At 70.4% G+C, this 17,806-nt stretch carries 17 protein-coding genes; 8 read left to right on the plus strand and 9 right to left on the minus strand.

The genetic code is table 11. The features are described 5' to 3' along the window. The first annotated feature begins 44 nt into the window (after window positions 1–44). The 3 genes from IG88_RS0132425 to IG88_RS0132435 all read left to right on the plus strand — a co-directional run bounded on the left by IG88_RS0132425 (window position 45) and on the right by IG88_RS0132435 (window position 2,873). A complete protein-coding gene (locus IG88_RS0132425) occupies window positions 45–1,037 on the plus strand; it encodes an immunity 49 family protein (protein WP_031049055.1) in 993 nt (330 codons plus the stop codon). Window positions 1,038–1,375: 338 nt separating this feature from the next. After that, window positions 1,376–2,386, plus strand: coding sequence for a hypothetical protein (locus IG88_RS0132430; protein WP_031049057.1), 1,011 nt, complete (start codon window positions 1,376–1,378; stop codon window positions 2,384–2,386). Window positions 2,387–2,546: 160 nt separating this feature from the next. Next, the gene (locus IG88_RS0132435; protein ID WP_037837186.1) at window positions 2,547–2,873 is read left to right on the plus strand and encodes a WhiB family transcriptional regulator; all 327 of its coding nucleotides are present in this window, start codon (window positions 2,547–2,549) and stop codon (window positions 2,871–2,873) included. Between the two features lie 23 nt (window positions 2,874–2,896). Here IG88_RS0132435 and IG88_RS0132440 read toward each other — a convergent pair whose 3' ends face one another. Beyond that, on the minus strand, window positions 2,897–4,714 hold the full coding sequence (locus IG88_RS0132440; RefSeq protein WP_031049059.1) for an RNA-binding domain-containing protein: 1,818 nt from the start codon (window positions 4,712–4,714) through the stop codon (window positions 2,897–2,899). Between the two features lie 175 nt (window positions 4,715–4,889). Here IG88_RS0132440 and IG88_RS0132445 point away from each other — a divergent pair, with 175 nt between their 5' ends. Then, complete coding sequence (locus IG88_RS0132445) at window positions 4,890–6,953, plus strand: hypothetical protein (RefSeq protein WP_031049062.1); 2,064 nt, start codon at window positions 4,890–4,892, stop codon at window positions 6,951–6,953. A 50-nt stretch (window positions 6,954–7,003) separates the two neighbouring features. On the opposite strand, the gene IG88_RS0132450 is transcribed toward IG88_RS0132445, so the two are convergent. Further along, window positions 7,004–8,032, minus strand: coding sequence for a hypothetical protein (locus IG88_RS0132450; RefSeq protein ID WP_031049063.1), 1,029 nt, complete (start codon window positions 8,030–8,032; stop codon window positions 7,004–7,006). Window positions 8,033–8,283: 251 nt separating this feature from the next. Between IG88_RS0132450 and IG88_RS40710 the strand changes: the two genes are divergently transcribed. Continuing rightward, window positions 8,284–9,084 (plus strand): GNAT family N-acetyltransferase, encoded by an 801-nt coding sequence (locus IG88_RS40710; RefSeq protein ID WP_063760660.1) that lies wholly within the window; start codon window positions 8,284–8,286, stop codon window positions 9,082–9,084. A 38-nt stretch (window positions 9,085–9,122) separates the two neighbouring features. Here the strand turns inward: IG88_RS40710 and IG88_RS0132460 are convergent, their stop codons facing one another. Beyond that, window positions 9,123–10,472, minus strand: coding sequence for a helix-turn-helix domain-containing protein (locus tag IG88_RS0132460; RefSeq protein ID WP_234332405.1), 1,350 nt, complete (start codon window positions 10,470–10,472; stop codon window positions 9,123–9,125). A 189-nt stretch (window positions 10,473–10,661) separates the two neighbouring features. On the opposite strand from IG88_RS0132460, the gene IG88_RS0132465 reads away from it, so the two are divergent. Both IG88_RS0132465 and IG88_RS0132470 read left to right on the plus strand, forming a co-directional pair. Further along, complete coding sequence (locus tag IG88_RS0132465) at window positions 10,662–11,207, plus strand: hypothetical protein (RefSeq protein WP_031049068.1); 546 nt, start codon at window positions 10,662–10,664, stop codon at window positions 11,205–11,207. Between the two features lie 84 nt (window positions 11,208–11,291). Then, entirely contained in the window at window positions 11,292–12,131 is an 840-nt protein-coding gene (locus tag IG88_RS0132470; RefSeq protein WP_031049071.1) for an HNH endonuclease, read from the plus strand. 213 nt (window positions 12,132–12,344) lie between these two features. Here IG88_RS0132470 and IG88_RS41935 read toward each other — a convergent pair whose 3' ends face one another. The 5 genes from IG88_RS41935 to IG88_RS41945 all read right to left on the minus strand — a co-directional run bounded on the left by IG88_RS41935 (window position 12,345) and on the right by IG88_RS41945 (window position 15,462). After that, window positions 12,345–12,797, minus strand: coding sequence for a hypothetical protein (locus IG88_RS41935; RefSeq protein WP_199807525.1), 453 nt, complete (start codon window positions 12,795–12,797; stop codon window positions 12,345–12,347). A gap of 45 nt (window positions 12,798–12,842) precedes the next feature. Beyond that, the gene (locus tag IG88_RS0132480; RefSeq protein ID WP_031049075.1) at window positions 12,843–13,952 is read right to left on the minus strand and encodes a DUF4262 domain-containing protein; all 1,110 of its coding nucleotides are present in this window, start codon (window positions 13,950–13,952) and stop codon (window positions 12,843–12,845) included. A 162-nt stretch (window positions 13,953–14,114) separates the two neighbouring features. Further along, window positions 14,115–14,588, minus strand: a complete 474-nt coding sequence (locus IG88_RS40440; RefSeq protein WP_051842915.1) for a hypothetical protein — start codon at window positions 14,586–14,588, stop codon at window positions 14,115–14,117. A gap of 443 nt (window positions 14,589–15,031) precedes the next feature. Beyond that, window positions 15,032–15,244 (minus strand): hypothetical protein, encoded by a 213-nt coding sequence (locus tag IG88_RS0132490; protein WP_031049077.1) that lies wholly within the window; start codon window positions 15,242–15,244, stop codon window positions 15,032–15,034. Then, window positions 15,244–15,462 carry a hypothetical protein gene (locus tag IG88_RS41945; protein WP_234332406.1) on the minus strand — a complete coding sequence of 73 codons (219 nt, stop codon included), beginning with the start codon at window positions 15,460–15,462 and terminating at the stop codon, window positions 15,244–15,246. The genes IG88_RS0132490 and IG88_RS41945 overlap by 1 nt, the downstream gene beginning before the upstream one ends. Before the next feature lie 783 nt (window positions 15,463–16,245). On the opposite strand from IG88_RS41945, the gene IG88_RS0132500 reads away from it, so the two are divergent. Then, complete coding sequence (locus tag IG88_RS0132500; RefSeq protein ID WP_158854144.1) at window positions 16,246–17,196, plus strand: transcriptional regulator; 951 nt, start codon at window positions 16,246–16,248, stop codon at window positions 17,194–17,196. Here the strand turns inward: IG88_RS0132500 and IG88_RS0132505 are convergent. Beyond that, window positions 17,155–17,676 (minus strand): hypothetical protein, encoded by a 522-nt coding sequence (locus tag IG88_RS0132505; protein ID WP_031049083.1) that lies wholly within the window; start codon window positions 17,674–17,676, stop codon window positions 17,155–17,157. The genes IG88_RS0132500 and IG88_RS0132505 overlap by 42 nt on opposite strands. Between the last annotated feature and the right edge of the window lie 130 nt (window positions 17,677–17,806).

A 17,806-nucleotide genomic window follows, 5' to 3' on the forward strand; every position in this document is an offset into this window, starting at 1 on the left:
AACGTGCTCCGTCCAGTCGTGGAGTTCATGAAGGGACGGGGTCCGTGCGGGATGTGACATGCCATCAGATCAGCAAGCAGCGGTTGGCCGAGGCGCTCGACGACATCGACGGGCGTGCCTACACACGGTGGCACTCGCTGCGGTACGGCAGCATCTCGCCGACGCTGATCCGGGCCATGGCGGACGAACTGCTCGACCATGTCGCCGCGCGAACGGTGACGGAGCCGGGGCTCGACGCTGCGGCCGGCACGGTCGCCGTCACCGCCGCGGAGTGTGTGCACGGAGTGCTGAGCATCATGTGCTTCCCGGACGGGGACCAGGAGATCCGGTTCCCCCTCGTCGGGGAGCGGATCAGCACGGACCCGTACGACGACGAGTTCGGGGACGGGCCCATCACCTTCCGGGACGTCGTCAAGGAGGCGCCCACCGCTCGGACATGGCTCGACATGTTCGAGATGTGTGTCGTCAGCGGGCATGTGTGGGATTGGGAGCGGGTCACCGGGCTGCTGCTGCGCGGCGACTACGCGCCCGCCATCCGTGACGGCGTGCCCTACAACCGGTACACCTCCGTCTCCGACCCCGCCGACCTGGCCGCCATGGACGCCCTGTGCCCCTATCTCACCGAGGCGGCCGGGCATCTGCCCCGCGACTGGCCCACGGTTCCGCTGCGCAAGCCGGACGCCAAGGAGCGCGCGGAGGCCGCCCGGCGGCTCGACGAGGTCGGTGACGCGTTGAGCGCGGACCAGCGGCTGCTCCGCGTACTCCTCGACGACGACCAGCACGCCTTCGAGGACGCCCTCGTCGCCCGGCTGGTCGCGTACCGGGAGAGCATCGAGGCCGATGCCGGTGATCCCGCGCCCCGGTCCCTCCACCCCCTCGGCACCCTCGCCCTGGCCTGCCTCGCCGTCCAGGTCCATGGGTGGGAACTCGGTGTCCGGTCCGGGTATCTGCCGTACGGTCTGCTGGGATCGCCGGACGCGCCGCGCCGGGCGGCGGAGGGGAACCGCAACAACTTGGGCTACTGGGCCGCCAAGTAGGCCACCCGGGGCGCGGAAGTGGGCCTGGCCCGACATCCAGGACATCGTCGTGGAGACGGACTCGTCCCCACCGAGGCAGCGCGTACGTATGTGCGATAGCAGTCGGCGCCCCGAGCCGACGAACGGCGTGGCGCCCCCGTCGAGTCGAGCCCGAGGGATACGGTGGCGCCCTGCGGCATCGGTCTGCTGCTCCTCACGCGAACCTCGGCCCACTGGTTCAAGGCGGAGGCGAAGAAGCTCGGCTTCGATCAGAACCATCTCACCGACCGCACCACCGCACACCAGTGCCTGTTCCTCACGCTCCGCGGGCCGACGGAGCGGAGCGAAAGGTACCCGCCATGTCGGCCACCCAGACCAGCAGCCGGGCCCGGACGTACGCCCTCTACACCGGAGCTCCCCGCCAGCTCGCCTGCGAGGTCGTCGCCGGCCTCCCGCGGCGCGCCCCTCTCATCCCGGCTCCCGCCCACCACGAGCAACTCCTCCTCGAGTCCGAGGTGTTCTACTGGGTTCTCGGCTCCCAGCGGAACTTCTTCGAGTTCCCCTTCGGTATCCAGTACGTGAAGCCCACCGCGGACGGCATCAGGCTCCACCTGGAGAGCAACGCGAGCCTCGACAGCCTGCTGGCTGGCCTGCTGCCCGGGCGGGTGAGCGTGGGTACCGGCGACGACGAGATCCACGGCCTCAACGGGTGCCGGATCACGGCACGAAGCGAGCGCGGCATCGAGCTTCGCCGCCTCGGACAGCCGACCAGCATCCGGCTCACCGGACCCTCCCGACGCGCCTTCCAGAAGGCCGAAGCCGCGCTCGCCGAGCGCATCCGTGACCACGGCGGCGAGGCCAGCTGGCTCGCTGGCGACACCTGGACCGCCCACGAACGCCGTTGGGAAGACGAGCGCCAGCCACTGCCCTACGAAGAATCCACCTGGCGTGACGCGGCCTGGCTCCCCAGCGGGCTGCTGCGCCGCCTCGGCCTCCTGCACACCGTCGCCGTCCCTCAAGTCGTCACCGGCCACGAGTCCCGGCTGGGGGAGTGGTGGGTCCTGGAGCTGGACCACGATGCCGACACCGGCCTGCGTCGCGCCGAGTTGGTCCAGGCCCTCACCGACCCGGAGCACGGTCTTCCGCTGGAACTGCGAGGACACCGTGACCTGGCCCCCGGCAAAAGCCTCGGCCTGATCCTCCTGAAGTCCCCGGACAACACCGCCACCCTCCAACTGCGCTACGACCGCTTCGACTACCCGGTCAAGCCCGAGCGGGCCGAGATGTTCGCCGCGATCCGGCGACGGATCAGCACCGTGACGGGCGAGGCCCCGCTCCCGGCGATGCCCGGCTGCTCGGCCCCCGGCTGAGACGCCAAGCACCACCAGGACCGCCGTCAAGCCCCCGTCACCCGAACGGATTGCCGTCTCTCGGCGATCTCCTACGCCCTGTGTTCGTGCCGTACCGTTTCCGGACTGCGCCTGCCCGGGGGAGGGTAGGGGGCCGGATTAGGGAGAGGACGGCATCGGGGTGGTCGGGGATGATCAGGACTGGAGTGAGCACGCGGCCTGCCGAACCGCCGATCCCGACGAGCTGTTCGTCGAAGGCGCGGCACAGAACAAGGCCAAGGCCATCTGCACCGGCTGCCCGGTGCGCACCGAGTGCCTTGCCCACGCCCTCGACCACCGGATCGAGCACGGAATCTGGGGCGGCATGACCGAGCGCGAACGCCGAGCCCTCCTGCGACGGCGCCCACTGGTCACGTCCTGGCGTCGCCTGCTCGAGGCCGCCCGCTCCGAACACGACCGACTCGCCCGCCCCGACGATGAAGCACTGGCCTGGAAGGCCGCCGGGTGACGCCCCCGTCCCCGGCGAGAGTCCTACAGCAGGTCAACCTCGGCGTCGACGTACCCGAACGCGTGGGCCATGTGCACCAGCGCCTCCCGTAGCAGGCGCTGCCGCTCGGCTCGGTCCATGGCCGGCGCCGCGGTGATGGCGACGGCCAGCTGCGACCTGGGGCCGCCGTCGTTCGGACCGAGCGGAGCCAGGTCGATGAGTGTGTCCAGTCCCGGCAGGACGCCGTTGTCGGCGGGCTGTTCGCACGTCATCCGTAGTTCGCTGCTGGGCGGGGCGGCCCACGACAGTCCGGCCGGGTCGCCGACGACGTCGGGCAGCAGCTCGGCGGCCGTCTCCCACGCGGCCAGCAGCACGGCCTGGACCTCGTCGAGGCCCAACTGCGTGTCCCAGCCGGGACCGAGGGCCGCTGCCCACGCCTCCGGGTTCTCGATCAGGACGTCCGCGCAGGCGACCACGGTGGACTCCATCGTGGTGGGCAGGGCGAGCATGACGGAGGCCTTCACGGCCGGGCCGCCGTCCGGCCCGGCGATCGTGCACGTGTAGCCGATGGAACGGCCCGAGTTGCCGAAGGGCCCCGGCTCCCAGCGAGCGGCGGGCAACTCCGCGCCCCTGCGCCGGGACAGCATCGTCACCGCGCCGGCCACCGCGCTGTACGGAAGCTGCTGTTCGAGCTGCGTGCGCCGGGATTTGCTGATCTCCAGCGTGCTCGCCTCGGCCCAGGGCAGGTTCACCAGGGCTCGCAGGCGCAGCGACGGCGTCTGGCCGGCGGTCCCGATCGAGGCAGAGCGGCCCTGGTTCAGGCTGAAGCGGGGGAGCGGCTGCCACCGCCACACGCCACGCCCCGAGCACGTCAAGCGGCCCGCGCCCCACGATCCGCCCTCGAGGTCCACGCTTCGGGCGTCGGCCGGGATCACCCACGAGGTGTCCGTGCCCGCGGGAGGGCGGGGCAAGCCGACGGCCGCGAGCGGGTCCTGGCCGCCCGGCGCGCGCCGCCCTGTTTCGACGATCGTCTGCCAGACCGGCTCGGCGACGACAACCGGAGGGCGCCCGGCCACCAGGCACAGCACCCAGCCCGGCTCGCCGTCGACCTCATGCCGCAGGTCCTGCAGCGCGGCCGCGCCCTGCGTCCACGCCTCCCCGGCCGGCTCTCCCAGCCCCGCCTCGGTCAGCTGCTCGTAGGCCGCCCTCATCTCCCGCTCACGATCGGGCAGGCCTTGGCCGACGCGCAGCCCGCTGCCGGGCCCGGCTTCGGAGACGGCTTGCCGTACGAGCTCGGTGAGGGCCTGGGCGGTGGGCATGCCGGAGGCCCGGACACCGGCGGAGAGCAGCTGCTGGATCTCGGTCCGCGGCAACCAGTACGTGCTGTCGCCGTCCCGCATCGGAACGGCGACCGTGTCGGTGCGAGGCGAACCGGGCTTGCCCAGCGGTGCCGGTACGACGAAGAGCGTGTCGACAGCCTGCGCGGGGACGTCGATGAACGCCACCCGCTCTCCGTCGCTACCGGACCATCCGACCCGCACGCCGCGCGGAGCCGGGACGATCCGCTGACGGAGCAGCTTGCGGATCTGGTCCGCGTTCACCGCGGCCGGGTCGAGGCCGACGATTTGGTCCAGGACCTCTTCGTCATGCTCCAGGCGGGTGGCGATGCCGATGACGATGACCCCGCCACCCCCGTTGGCGAACGCCGCGACGTCCTTGGTGATCTCCTCGACCGCCTTGGGGTCCGCCAGTTGGTACGGGCCGCTCTTTGCGTCGAGCCACTGTGTCTCGTGCAGTCCGAGCAGAGAGTCCGGCTCGTGGGCGTCCAGCGCGGCCAGCACGCCCTTCAGATCCTTCACCACCCCGGCAGTATCCACCGCTACACACTGCGGCCACCAGATCGGAAGTTCACGCTTACGTACGGCCGTTAATCCGTCGTCCGGCTCCGCTTACAAAAAAGTTCTCGACGGCTGTCACACGCACCGGCGATCCCACACCTGTAGCAGGTGAGACCGCTACCGACGTAGGAGAGCAAAGATGATCACCGACCCTCGACCTCGACGCATTGGTCGGGATGTCTTCCACGACGACGAGGAGCCTGAGTACACCTTCCCCGGGGAGGTACGCCGATGGGCCACGGGTGAGCCCTTCCGGCTGGCCAGCGAAGAGTGCCAGGAAGACACTTTGATTCCCACTGCGGTCGAGAGTCAGGCCATGGGTGAGGCACTCCTGCTCGATGCCCTGCTCTCCGAGTACGGTCTGCACCGACCGGCGCTGACCGGCGGCCCGTTCGGGATCATCATGGTGACCCCACGGCCTCGCGAGATCCTGATCCGCGTGGCGCCGCGGCAACTCCCCCGTTGGGCAGCAACAGCCCTGCGCACCGTCCCTGCGGGAGCGGCATTGCGTTGGTCTGCCGAGGAGCACGGCATCGCATTGACCCTCGTCGGCGCCCGCGTAGTGCTTGTCGCTACGTCAGAGTCCGACTGGCGCGCGGCCATGAACTGGACAGAACACTCCGCCGGCCAAACGGGCAGTGCGCCGGCCCACGACAACCGCATCGATTATCTGTCACCGATCGTTCCCCTGCTCTCGGCCACCCTGCGCCGCATCCACCTCCTGACTGACTCCGAGGTGGGCAGTCCGACGATCGAACTGCTCATTGCCGAGCACCGCGGTGAGCCCTACCTGTACGACGCCACTGGCGGAGCCCCCTCGGCGGTACCGCTGTGGCAATCGGTGGCCGTCCCGCTCGAGCTGTGGCCGTCAGCTCCGGCCTACCGTTCACCGACCGCCGTCAATGTCCGCGCGGCGATAAGCCGACTGATGAGTGAGGCGGGTGACGGCCTCGGGTTTCTGATTCCCGACTTCTCCGAAGCGCTGTGCAAGGTGGCAGGAGTACCCGCCGTGCCGCTGACCCTGCGCGCGGCCCAGGCAGCACTAACGGTTGCCGAGGAGGCGCTGGCCGATCCGCACTTCGTCTCCCTCTTCGACGGTGGCGGATGGGCAGCCAACCGTCGCCGAGACCTGGACATCGCCTGGGTCGCTCATACTGACGAGGCCGTAACCCCGCCCGGCGCAGAACGGCTGGTCGAAGCATTCACTGGAGACCTGGACATGCTCGGCATGCTGACCCTGTCCGAGGAGCACGCCCTCACAGAGTCGCTCACCGCTGCAGGAGAACTTGAAGACGACGTCGCCGCCCTTGGACAGGACACGCTGATCTGGCTCTTGGACTGGGCCCTGGCAGCAGCCACTCGGCCAGCAACGCCCTGGTCCTGGTACCGACCTGAAGGGTCCAAGGCCTTGCACTTGAACGTGCCGACGAGCCATCCCGACGGCGTCCTGCAACTGAAGGCGGAAGCGGACTCCTACACGGTGAGCGTCGCTGCGCCCTCCCTGCGCGAGAACGAGTACGTGCACACGTGGGAGAAGCGCGACGCCCCCTCCGCGGCCGCCGCGATCCTGCTCGCCGAGAGCGCAGCGAGGACCGCCGGCGTTGCGATGCACTACATGCGTGACCCGCGCAAGAGGCGGCTCCTGCTCCCCCGACCGGTCGATGAGCAGACCGACCTGACCATCCACGGCGTGATCGTCGCCGCCCACGCCGACGCCATCCTCAGCTTCTCCGGCCTGGCGTCGATGCTGTCGAGGCTGCGCTATCGCGCACACACCGCAGCGAGCGCGGCCGAGGGACACTGGCGTCGCGATGCTGCGGACCCCGACGACCCCGACGACTACACACGCTCCCTCCTGGGGTACGTCCAAGTCTGGTGCGGCACGCCCGGAACACACGATGGGGAACCAGCAAACACGGCATTGCCTGACAGCCCTGAGTACCGACGCCACCTCGCGGCGCACCGCGCTGCCATGGACCCATTCGTCACCTGCTACCTCACGGCCGCCGCACAAGTCGAAGATGCCGAGGACTTCGACGACCGTCACCGCGCCGGCGCTGCGGCCCTGCGCAATGCCGACCTGGAGCAACTGGCCGCCAGCGATCCTCGGTCCGTGCCTCAGCGGGTCCTGACCGCCATCTCCGCCATTCCCCTCGCCGCCGATGAGATCGACGCCTGGTACGAGGCCTACTTCGAGGACTGACTGAGTCGGCGGCGGTTACGGTCATCGGTCGTGTCCCTCGCCTCCTACACCTACACGCCGTTACCGCCCGCCTCGTCGGCAACCTGGAGAGTTCCGCGGGCGCCGAACACGGTGTGGAACACCACCTGCCCGCTGCTGGACGCAGCGTCACTGAACCAGCGGCTGGAGCGAAGTGCCTGGGCGACGCATTCGGCCAATGCGTCACCGACGGGCGCGACGGACGTATCGGGCGCCACCAGCTCGGGCAGGTCATCCAGGTCCATGCCGTACTGCTCAAGGTGCTGGATGAGCAGGTGGGCCAGGGCACGCGACGGGTCGCTGGTGTGGCGCTGCCCGTCGTCGGGGTCCATCAGCCCGGGGAAGACCACGGCGCGGGTGAAGAAGTCGCACAGAGCCCCGAACACCTCCGGGTCCGGGGAGTGGCTGCGGTCATCGCGAGCCTTGAGGGCCCAGTGCAGGATGATGTCCACGTGCGCACGCCGGGCCCGCTCCGCCGCGTCCGGCCCGCCGGCGTCACTGGACCCGTGGGCGGCGTCCCCGTCGGCCCCGGCGGTGCCGCCGGCCTCCACGGGAAATTGCCCCGCGACGGGCAGAACGTCGTCCAGCTCGGCCTGCCACCGGTCGAACGTCGCGGCTTCCTCCTCCTCACGCTGATAGGCCGCGTCGTATTTGTCGTCGCCGAGGATCGCGGCCGAGTCCGCCCACCTCACGAGGATCGCGGCGTGCTCCCACCGGTCCTCGGATGCGGGAAGCTGGTCGCGGCGCCCGTCCATGAGAGCCGGCAGCAGCGCGATGATCGCCTCCGGCGCCGCCAGCACCGGCACCGGCAACGCGATGAGCTTGTCACCGCCTCGCTCCCGGTACGCCCAGCCCGTCGACGAGTTCCACACCAGCTCCAGCCCGTCAGGCCACTCCTCGCCGGTCAGCTCCGCAGTGCCGCCGATCCACGACCACCAGGCCTCCGTCGTACCCCGCGCTTCTGCCCGGCGCACCGCGAATTCGGCATCTGCGTAGCCGCCGCGTGCAAGAGCGCCCTCGATGACGCGCGGGTACTTCTTCCAGCCCCTGAACTGGTCCACGGTGTGCCCTCTCCTGCTGCTGCGAACGGCATTGCCTCTGTCCCGGTCAGCCTGCCAGCCGCCACCGACACCACCCCCGCCGGCAGTCGAACGCGAACCGAAAGCGCGATCGGCCGTTCGACCCCTGCGGCCGCCCCGACACCCGCCAGGACCGGCCGCCGAGCCGGCGGCCGTAGGCTCCATCCATCCGCCGGTGCCGTCTCCGCAAGAAGCCGGCCTGGGCGCAGCCGTACGCTGCCAAGGTGGCACCCATGGAATCCGTCGACACCGCCCTGGGCCGTGTCTGGCCCGCCCAGTTGCGCACCCACCGTCTCCTCCTGCGGCCGGTCACACGGGAAGACGGCCCCCTGGTGAGCGAGTTGTTGACCGACGACCGTGTCCGCGCGCACCTTGGCGGTCCGGTCACGGAGGGGCGCGTCGCCGCCCGGCCAGCCGCCTATCCGACGACGGCCGGCGCGTGGACCGTCGTCCGCGTCGCCGACGAGCGGCCGATCGGCCTGGTGATCATCGGCGCCGACCACCGGTGCGAGGGCCGCGCCGAAGTCTCCTACCAGTTGCTCCCCGCGGCCTGGGGCGAAGGGCTGGGCAGGGAGGCCGTCGCGGCAGCCGTCAGCTGGTGGACGGACGCCGTCCCCGGCGGTGGCCCGCTGGTCGCGGTCACCCAGAAGGCCAACCGCGCCTCGTGCCGCCTGCTCGAGGCGATCGGCATGACCGTCGTCGACGAGCTCGACGAGGACGGTGCGCGCCAGTGCGTCTACACCCCCGCGGGCGACCAGGACGACAGCGACCTGCGCTGGTTCCGCCTGCTCGCCGCGCGCCGGGACGCCGTCGAGCGTCGCCGAGGCGCCCAGGCACGCGCGAGCGCGGCCGGCCAGAACCTTCCCGACGACCTCGCGGCTCTCACCCCCGAGGAACTGGCCCGACTGTGCCCCGCCCGCCACGGCGCCTACGGCCGGATCTGCGCCCGCATGGCCGATCACACGCCGGACCTTCACCTGGGCCGGGCACAGGACGGCGCGTGGATCGCCTGGCTGACGACGGCTGACGCCTGACCGCCCGACCGGGCGCGGCCGAGGGAGCGCGTCGGCGCTCAGAACTCGTCAGGGCGCATGGGGACGAGTTCGGCGACCTCGAACTGGGTCGTCTCGGGGTGCAGTTCGAGGAACCGGTCGATGACCTGGGCATGCGCCTGGCCGGTGAACAGGTCCAACGCCACGGGGTCGAGGGGACCGTCGTCCAGCTGCAGGTATGTCATAGCCAGATGGGCGCCGTGGTGCAGAGCGTCCTTCTCGGTGGGGTAGGTCCAGGTGCTCAGCTCGCGTTCCGGCTCGCTGCGGTGCAGCAGAACCCACGGCCCGCCGGCCGCCCCCTTGGGCGCGTCGGCCAGGGCCCGGCAGGTGCGGCACCACGACGCGTTCGCGGCAAGCCGCTCCGCCGAACCGGCACCCCACACCGGCTCCGGCACGACGACGCGCGCGACATCCGGCCGTACGGGCAGGGGCTGCGGCTTGCGGGTGAGCAGTTCGGGGACCCGGTAGGCGGTGCGGGCGCGGCCCTTCCTTCCGGCCGGAGGCTGCCACAGTGCCCGCGGCCACGGCTCGTCGAGCGTCACCGAGGGGCTGGGGCTGAGGGGATGGCCGAGGTCGACCAGGTCCCCGTCGGACGGGGTCGGATCCTCGCCCGGAGGCAGCGGCAGCAGCCACCCGGCCGCGTCCTTCACCCAGGACTGCCCGCAGCCGCACCAGTGCACGGCGGCATCCTGCTCGGCGGGGCTGTCGTACCAGTCCGGCTCCTCTCGGCCCAGCCCAAGGCGCGCCATGGCGGTCGGCTTCTCGCACGGGCAGGACGCGACCCGGTACAGCTGCACATCGGGCTGCTCGTCGCGTGAAGCGTGCAGCCACGCCGGATGGACACCCAGTGCCCTGGCCAGTGCCACCCGCTCTCGATCCCCGGGTCGGGAGCGGCCCGCCGCCCAGTGTCCGATCTGGTGCGCGCCGACGCCGACGTCGTCGCCCAGGCTGACCGCGGTCTTCGCGGCCGCCTCCTGCCATAGCCGCAGGCGCCGCGCGAGGGGGGACAGCTCCAGCAGCGCCCATACCGGGTGGTCACCCTGCGGCTCGACGTGATCCGGATCGTCCTCCCACACCTCGTGAAGCTCGTTGTAGGAAAAGGCGTGCTCGGCCAGCGTCTCGGTCACCCACCGGCGCACTGCGGCGTCGTCCGCCCACTGCTCATCGGTGGCCTCCCGAGCCGCGGCGTCCGCGTTCTCCGCCAGCACCAGCTCTTCGTGCAGTGGGAACACCAACTCCTCGACGCCCAGCAGCGCCCGGGAGGCGACGACACGGCGAGCCGGCTCCGGCGCCGCGCCGCTCAGCACACCCGACAGCACGTCGACGGCCCGAATCACCAGCCGGTCCTGCTGCTTTCCCCACCTGCTCACTTGGACCCCCTCCCGCGGCCGCCGCGGCCCCGCACGTGCCACATCATCCCGGCCACGACACGGACGCGGGCGACAACGCCCGAAGTTCACCCACACCAGAACAGGCCCGCCCCGCACCCCGGACAGCCAGCGGCGCCCGGCATCAGACCCAGCACAACCGCCAGCTACGCGGCCACATACGCTGTGCCGATGCCCGTCGTACCCCCGCTCTTCAGCGATGCCGAGACCGACCACCCCGCCATCGCCCAGTGGTGCTCCACCATCCTGGCCGGCGACACCGCCCGCCTGCTCCTCCTGGGACCACACTGGTCCGGCAAGTCCCACGCCGCTTACGCCGGGCTGCGCCGTCTTCTCGCCTCCGGCTACCGCGAGGAGAACATCACCGTCCACCAGGCCCACGATCTCGGGCGCAGCTACGAACCCAGCTTGATCGAGAACACCACCGTCGTCACGGTCATTGACGACCTGACCCTCTCCGTCGACCTGGTGCGCGAGGCCAAGGTGCCGCTGAAGCCCGACACACCCGACGTCCAGGCCATGATGGCCCTGGAAGCGGGAGCACTCGCAGATGCCGTCGCCCGCCTGAGCCTGCTGCCGCGGCGCTCTTGGCTCCTGATCGCCTCGAACCTCGACTGCCTCGTCGAGGCGGTCGGCCAAGAGACCGCCGAGCGCCTCGTCGCCGTCGCCGAGCAGGCCGAACTCGCCCCCCGCCCCCGGCCGACCCTGCGCTGGTAGCAGCCGGACAGCCAGCACGCCCGCCGCACCTCAACCCGCTGGACTACGCTGCGCGTTGTCGTCAGGGCGAAGGAAGGGCGGGCTGTGGCCAAGCGGACGAACGGCTCCGACAAGAACCGCAAGGAGCCGGTGTCCGGCGTCGCGCGCCGACTGTGGGCGTTCTCCGGCAACGAATGCGCCTGGGGCGACCCACACTGCTCAACGCGGCTGGTCACAGATGAAGGCGCCTGGGTCGGCAAGATCGCCCACATCATCGGCGCCGAGCCCGGCAGCGCCCGGCACGAGGCATGGGACGGCAAGGACGTCGAACAGCTGCGGGACTTCGACAACCTGATGCTGCTGTGCGGGGTGCACCACGACCTGATCGACAGCAGCGTCACCCGGCACGACTACACGGTCGGGTACCTGCGGGCAGTCAAACAGAAGCACGAGGCCAAGTACCGGTACACGCTCGACGACATCGAGGCCGAGTTCCGCGACACGGTCAACGGCTCCCTGGTCCAGCCCGCCACCACCATGCGCCGCTTCTTCGCCTGGGAGGATGCCAACCAGGATCCGGAGGACGAACAGGACTTCCTCGAGCTGGTCAACCGCTTCGCGGGGCGTGTCGGCGGCCTTACGCGGATGGCCCGACAGGTGCTCGCCCTCGTCGTGCACGAGGAGACCACGGACTTCGAGCTGGTGCTGAGGCGTTTCTCGGCGGACCGTACGACGCTGCTCAGCGTCGTACGCGAGCTCCAGAAGGCGGAGATGGTCTGCCTCCACGCCGAGGAGTACGACGAGGACCGCGGACAGCTTTCCCTGCTCGGTGGCGCTCTGGAGGGCGTCCCCGAAATGTGGGACGAGCTTCGGGGCTTCTGCCGCGACGAGAACGTCGACGTGAAGGAGATCCTGGTGGACCTCGACTTCTCCCGCCTGGACTGAGCCGCCCGTGATCAACCGACGGGAGTGGCGGCCCCGGCCGTACTGCGTCCCGTCACGGGGACCGGGGCCTGTCCCGCACTCTCCATTCCGGCACGGGCCACAGCGAGCCTAACGGGAGCGCCGAGAGCCCCTGCCCGAATCTCCACCAGCTCGACTCACCGGCCGGGACGAGGTACCGAGGACGAGCACGGCGAGGAGACTGCCGCAAGGCATTCACGCCGCCGGCTTCCGTACAGGACCGGTTCCGCGAGCGGCGACACCGGCGGCACCGTCCTCGCCGTCCTGGACGTGCTCCGTGTCGGGTTCGCCGGGCTTGGCGGTGGCACCGTAGAAGCCACCGAAGGCCTCGACACCTCTCTTCCCCTCCAGTTGGGCGAGCAGCGCCGCCGCGGCCACGCCGCGCGCCAGTTCGCTCGCGGTCCGGACCACACGGTTCTGCGCGCGTCCCGACCGAGGACGACCATCGCTGAACTGCAGCACGTCACCGTTCTCGCCCAGGCTGCCACCAGCGCGCTCGGCCTCGCCACGTAGCCACGCCTTGGCCTGCTCGCGCGAATGGCCCCGTTGCCTGAGCTTGTACGCGATGTCAGCGCCGCAGAGCGGAACGGCGAAGTCCAGGAAGAGCCGCAGCTCGTCAATAGCATTCAATGGTTCAGGCTGGCGCATAGAAGAATCTCCTAGAACATAAAGAGTCGGAAACCTGAAATAGGGCTAAAGAAGTGGCTGGGTTCCAGGAGAAAGCGAGCAGGAAGCGTCATTCGGAAAGACGCCGTCACTATCGGGCCACACGGCCTGCCAATACGGCACGGCAATCTCCTGGCCGTACACCGCACGCAGCATCGCGAAGGGCTCCAAGGACTCCACGGGGCGCATGAGCAGTTGGAATCCGTCCGCAAGAAGCCCGTTCAGCACCTCACCGGAAACCGGACCAGACGATCCGGCGAACCGCTCGACGACGGAATGGAGTACGCCCTGCATCACCCGGACGTCCAGGCCGGTCATCACGAACTCCTGCCCCAGAGACTCGTGCAGACCGATGGTGTAGCAATAGGCGGCAGAACCCTCATCACCAAGAACCGGCTGGATAGCGAACCCGTGCTCCGCGATCACGGCCCGCAGCCGAGCAACGTACGCCGCCATGAAGTCGGGCGGACATACCGGGCACTCCTCATCTCCGCAAGAATCGTGAGGGCGGCCCTTCGGCAAGACATTGGCCGCGGCATCGGGTGTGAAATCGAGATCGCGGACGACCAGCTGGGACGGGTCACCGTCCGGACGGAATGACTCCAGAGCCGGGAGATCGATCAGGCCCCAGTCGCCCTGCGACAGGTCACCCCCCAGGCACGACCACCCGTAGGCCCGGCCGCTCGCGTCGTCGACCTCAACGACGTACCACTGGCCCCAGGCGGAGGAGTACCGGAGGCGGACCACCCTGTGCTCATGCGGCTCCAAGGCCGTTGCCCACAGAGCCGGGATCTCGGCCAGCACCTCCGGAGCCGGGTAGAAGCCGTGGCCGCGCTCCTCGCGCCACAGCTCGGGCGGCCGCGTCCCGACCGGAGCGCCCCCCTGCGCAGAGCCCTCGGGGTCGGGCTGGGCGCGGAAGATGGCCTGCTCCACATCCGGGTGATAGATCGAGACCTCCTCGCCGTCCCAGCGCACGGCGTACGCCTCCAGGTCACCGGGCAAAGCGAGCAGTTCGGGGACGGTCTCCATCGCTCTGAGGAAGAGGGCGATGAACAGCTCTTCGCGTCCTCCGGCATCGGCAGAGACGGTGGTTCGCTCCCAGGAGTGCCCGAGGAAGCGCATGCGGATGTCCGCCATGATCAGTTCTCCAGTGAATCGTGGGGTGGGGAGGCCGACGAGGGCCTGGCCGAGGGCGTGCGTCGCCGCTCAGGCGATCGCGGAGCGGCGACGCTGCGTCTCCGCGCGCATCACGGGCCAGCCGGCCCCGACGGAGTGAGAAGAGGGAGGAGCGAGCCCGGATCAGGAGGCTGACGACTGCTGGGCCCGGTACTTGCCCACCACGGCGAGCACGGCGACGCCGAGCAGGTCGGCCCCCTCACCCGCCATCCAGTCGCCGAGTGTCGCTTCCGGGCTGCTGCTGAGCCGCTGGATGAGCTCGTGCACGCCGACATGGGGAGCGCCCTCGGCATCGCAACCAGCCTCGAAGTGCCCGAAGTCGGGGGCGTACGCGTGGTAGTGCCCGTCGGCGCTCCAGTGAGGGTCCTGCCACAGCTCGAACACGGCGTTCGGGGCGTCCTCCTCCAGCCGCGCGGCGACTTCCTCGCAGAGGCCCAGTGCGGCGTCCCGGGCGCGGTAGACCTGCCCCAGCGTGAGGGCCTCGGCGGGACCACGCTCATACTCGCCGCGAAGTTTGTGCTCCCGCATGAGGTCGAGAAGCGCGACGACCTCGCCAGCGGGAATCGAATGGATGCGGAGCTGCAGATCAGCAGACACGATTCTTCCTAGGATCGAGCGCCACGGCGGGCGCGCATGAAGAGGGGCAGCACCGCGGGCGTTGTCGGCAGCGGTGAAGTAGAGGGGCTTCGGTCACTCGGCCGGCGCCCTCGCACCTGCGGGGGAGTGGGACCTGTCGGCGTTTGGTGTGTGGGCGGCTCTTCGGCCGTCCGGCGTTACGTCGAAGGCCTGGTTGAGAGCAGCCGTCAGAACCGCGATGCCTCACGCCGCCAGCTGCGCGTCTCGGCGCGGCGAACCAGACGGCGGAACCAGGGCCCCTTTTCGCCCTCATCGCTGTACCGGCCCGGCAGGATCTTGCTCCCCACGGAGCCGGTCCGAGCGTTCTTGACCTTGCGACGCCTCGCGGGACGCTTCTTTGCCCCGGTTCCCGGGACGGGGGTGCTCATGTTGAGATCAACGCCGCATCTGTTTGCCCCGATGCCTTACGCGGCGTCGTTTTCGGCGCAGTCGGGGCAGTCGTCGGGACAGCGGTCTTGGGTGCCGTAGGTGTGAACCGCACAGCGCACACAGGGGTCGACGGAGGCGACGTAGTCGCCGTCGTCGGTACGGGTTTCTCCGGCCCAGTCGTCAGCCGGGATCCCAGTCGGTTCGTTGCAGTGGCCGCAGTTGACCTCGCCGGGACGGTAGATGGCCATCAGCCCTCACCGACCATCACCGGCACGCCTGACGTCCGGCACTCCTGGCCGCGCACGAAGTGGCGATCCAGTCGGCCGTTGATCAGATCGACAACCGCACCGCACCCGGCGGCCGGGCAGCGGACGGCCATGACCCGGCCCTCGTCGTCAAGGAGGGGCATTTCGGATGCGATGGCCATCGCGGTCTGCTCGCCCTTCAGGCGTACGGAGAAGGTCACCGCGCCGCCGTCCTCTACGTCATCGAGACACGACTGGCACAGGGGTCGCCTACGCGCTCGGGCCGTGGCCTCTGGCGACGGAGTCACACGGTGACCGTCGGGAGAGATGCCGGGCGGCAGGCCCGTCTCGGGGTCGATCAAGAGGCTCGGGGCGGTGTGTCGTTCCAGTTCGTGAAACATCGTCGGGTGGCCGCAACAGGGGCACTTCATCAGATAGAACACGCGAGCTCTCACGATCGTCGGAGTGGTGTGGGTAGGCGCGGACGGCCCCCATGGGGAAAGACCGCTTTTGTGTGGGGCTGCTCCAGGAGATCCAGCCGGTGACCTCGGACGCTTCGTCTTTCTCGACGAGGCCGCGGGCGGCGGTCTGCTGGGCGGGTGGCTTTTCGGCCGGTTCTTCGGCTGGCCTTACGAGAACAACAGTACACACTGAAACGCGAATACGCAACAGGGCACCCATGTAAGACGCGGCGCCGTCCGGCCGCCAGCCCGTACGAGAACGAGGGCCGTCTGCCTCGGTGCCCCGGGCCAGGTGCCGGAAGGCGCGAGAGGCCCATCCGATCGCCGCCGTCCCTAGACCGCGCTGCCCTCCGGGCCGCCGCCGTACAGCCGTCTGCCCGCCCTCGTCACCGGCCCCGGCGCGCCAGTGCAGAAAGGGGCGCGCGGAGCCGACCGGGTGTGCGCCCTGCCCGAGGCACGGCCGGACCCGTATCGTCGCAAGATCGGGCCGAAGACCCCGGGGGCGCCCGGGACACAGCGGCAGGGGAGGACGGTGGCGTGGTCGTGGAGCGCAGGAGGGTACTGGGCACCGGGCTCTGCGCGGCGGTGCTATGGACGGGCGGCACGACACCGGTGCTGGCCGGCGGGCACGGCCAGCACCTGGCCGAGGGGGATCTGCCGGCCGCGCGCAGGCTGTTCGCCGCCGGCAGGTACGACCGGCTCCACCAGGTGCTCCCTGGGATGGTGGCCCGCGCGAGCGAGAGCGAGCGAACGGGCCCGGTCGGCGCCGGCCGGGCGGCGGGGGTATGGGTGCTCGTCTCTCAACTGGCGGTGAAGGAAGGCGAGATGGACATGGCGGCCGCCTTCGCGGTCCGGGCTGGGACGGCGGCCCGGCGCTCGGGCCGACCGGTACTCCTCGCGGCTGCCGCGCGCGCGGCCGCGACACCGCTGCGCCGTACGGGCCGCGCGGACACGGCCCTGCAGCTGCTCGGGGAAGCGCACGATGCGCTGGACACCGCTCTCCGGCCGGCCGCGGCCGTCTTGGACGCGTCCGGCATGGTGGCCCTGACCGCGGCATACACCGCCGCACAGGCCCAAATGCCCTCCGCCGCCGAGCAGTTCGCGTCCCTGGCCGAACACACCGCGGTCCGCCTCCTCCGCGACCGCGGACGGCTACCGGCGGGCGGGGAGCTGTCACCAGCGCAGTGCCTGCTGTACCGGGTCGGCATCCACCAGAAGCTCGGCGACGTCGACCGCGCCCTGGCGTACGCCGCGGGCCTGGAACCGACTGCGCTGCCCACGCCGGAGCGCCGAGCCCGCGCGGCGACCGACACCGCCCGCGCCCTGCTGGCCGCCGGCGACGTGCCGACCGCGTTCGCCCAGCTACAACTCGTGGAGCGGGCCGCACCGCAAGAGGCCCGCCGCCCCTCCGTACGCGCGCTGTCGGCCGAGGTCGCCGCGCGCCGACCGGACCTACCCGGCCTCACCGCCTTCGCCCGCCGCACCGCCACCTGACTGCCCCGCCGACCGAGTCCCCACCGCGCCCTCCTCGTACAGTCTGATCAGGGTCGAACAGACCGTGCAGGCTGTTGCCGGGAACTTCTCCAGCTCCGAGTGGACGCGGCAGTTGCCAGCCGCGTCGACCGGCCAGCCGTGGCGGTGCTCCAGCCAGTCGTTGTAGTCCATGCCGGTCAGCCCGAGGAACTCGTACTGCTCAATCGGCTGCGCCTCCCACTGCTCACGCAGCCTGTCCATGAACTCCTGACGATTCACTGTGCTGGTGTCCTGGGATGTGGAGGTAATACAGCTCCGCACCGCGTCGGCTCCGCACTGGTAGCCGATGGTGATGGCATTAGCGATGATCAGTACGAGCTCCGGATCGTCCACCCATTCGGACTGTGTCCACATCACGATCTCCCCCTCGTCGTCGGAGAGGTAGATGGAGTCGGCGTCGAGAACTACGTGAAACCCGCGATCGGGCGCAGCGCTGGTCATAGGTGAGGGCTCCTCTGTGCGGTGGCGATGGTGGTGGGGCCCGGGCCCGGCCCCCTGGGAAGGAGGGGGTGTTGGGGCCGGGCCCGGGGTGGGCGCGGGTGGGTCCTGGGGGGTCGGACCGGTCCTGCCC

Source organism: Streptomyces sp. NRRL F-5650 (assembly GCF_000721365.1).
Lineage (GTDB): Bacteria > Actinomycetota > Actinomycetes > Streptomycetales > Streptomycetaceae > Streptomyces > Streptomyces ardesiacus.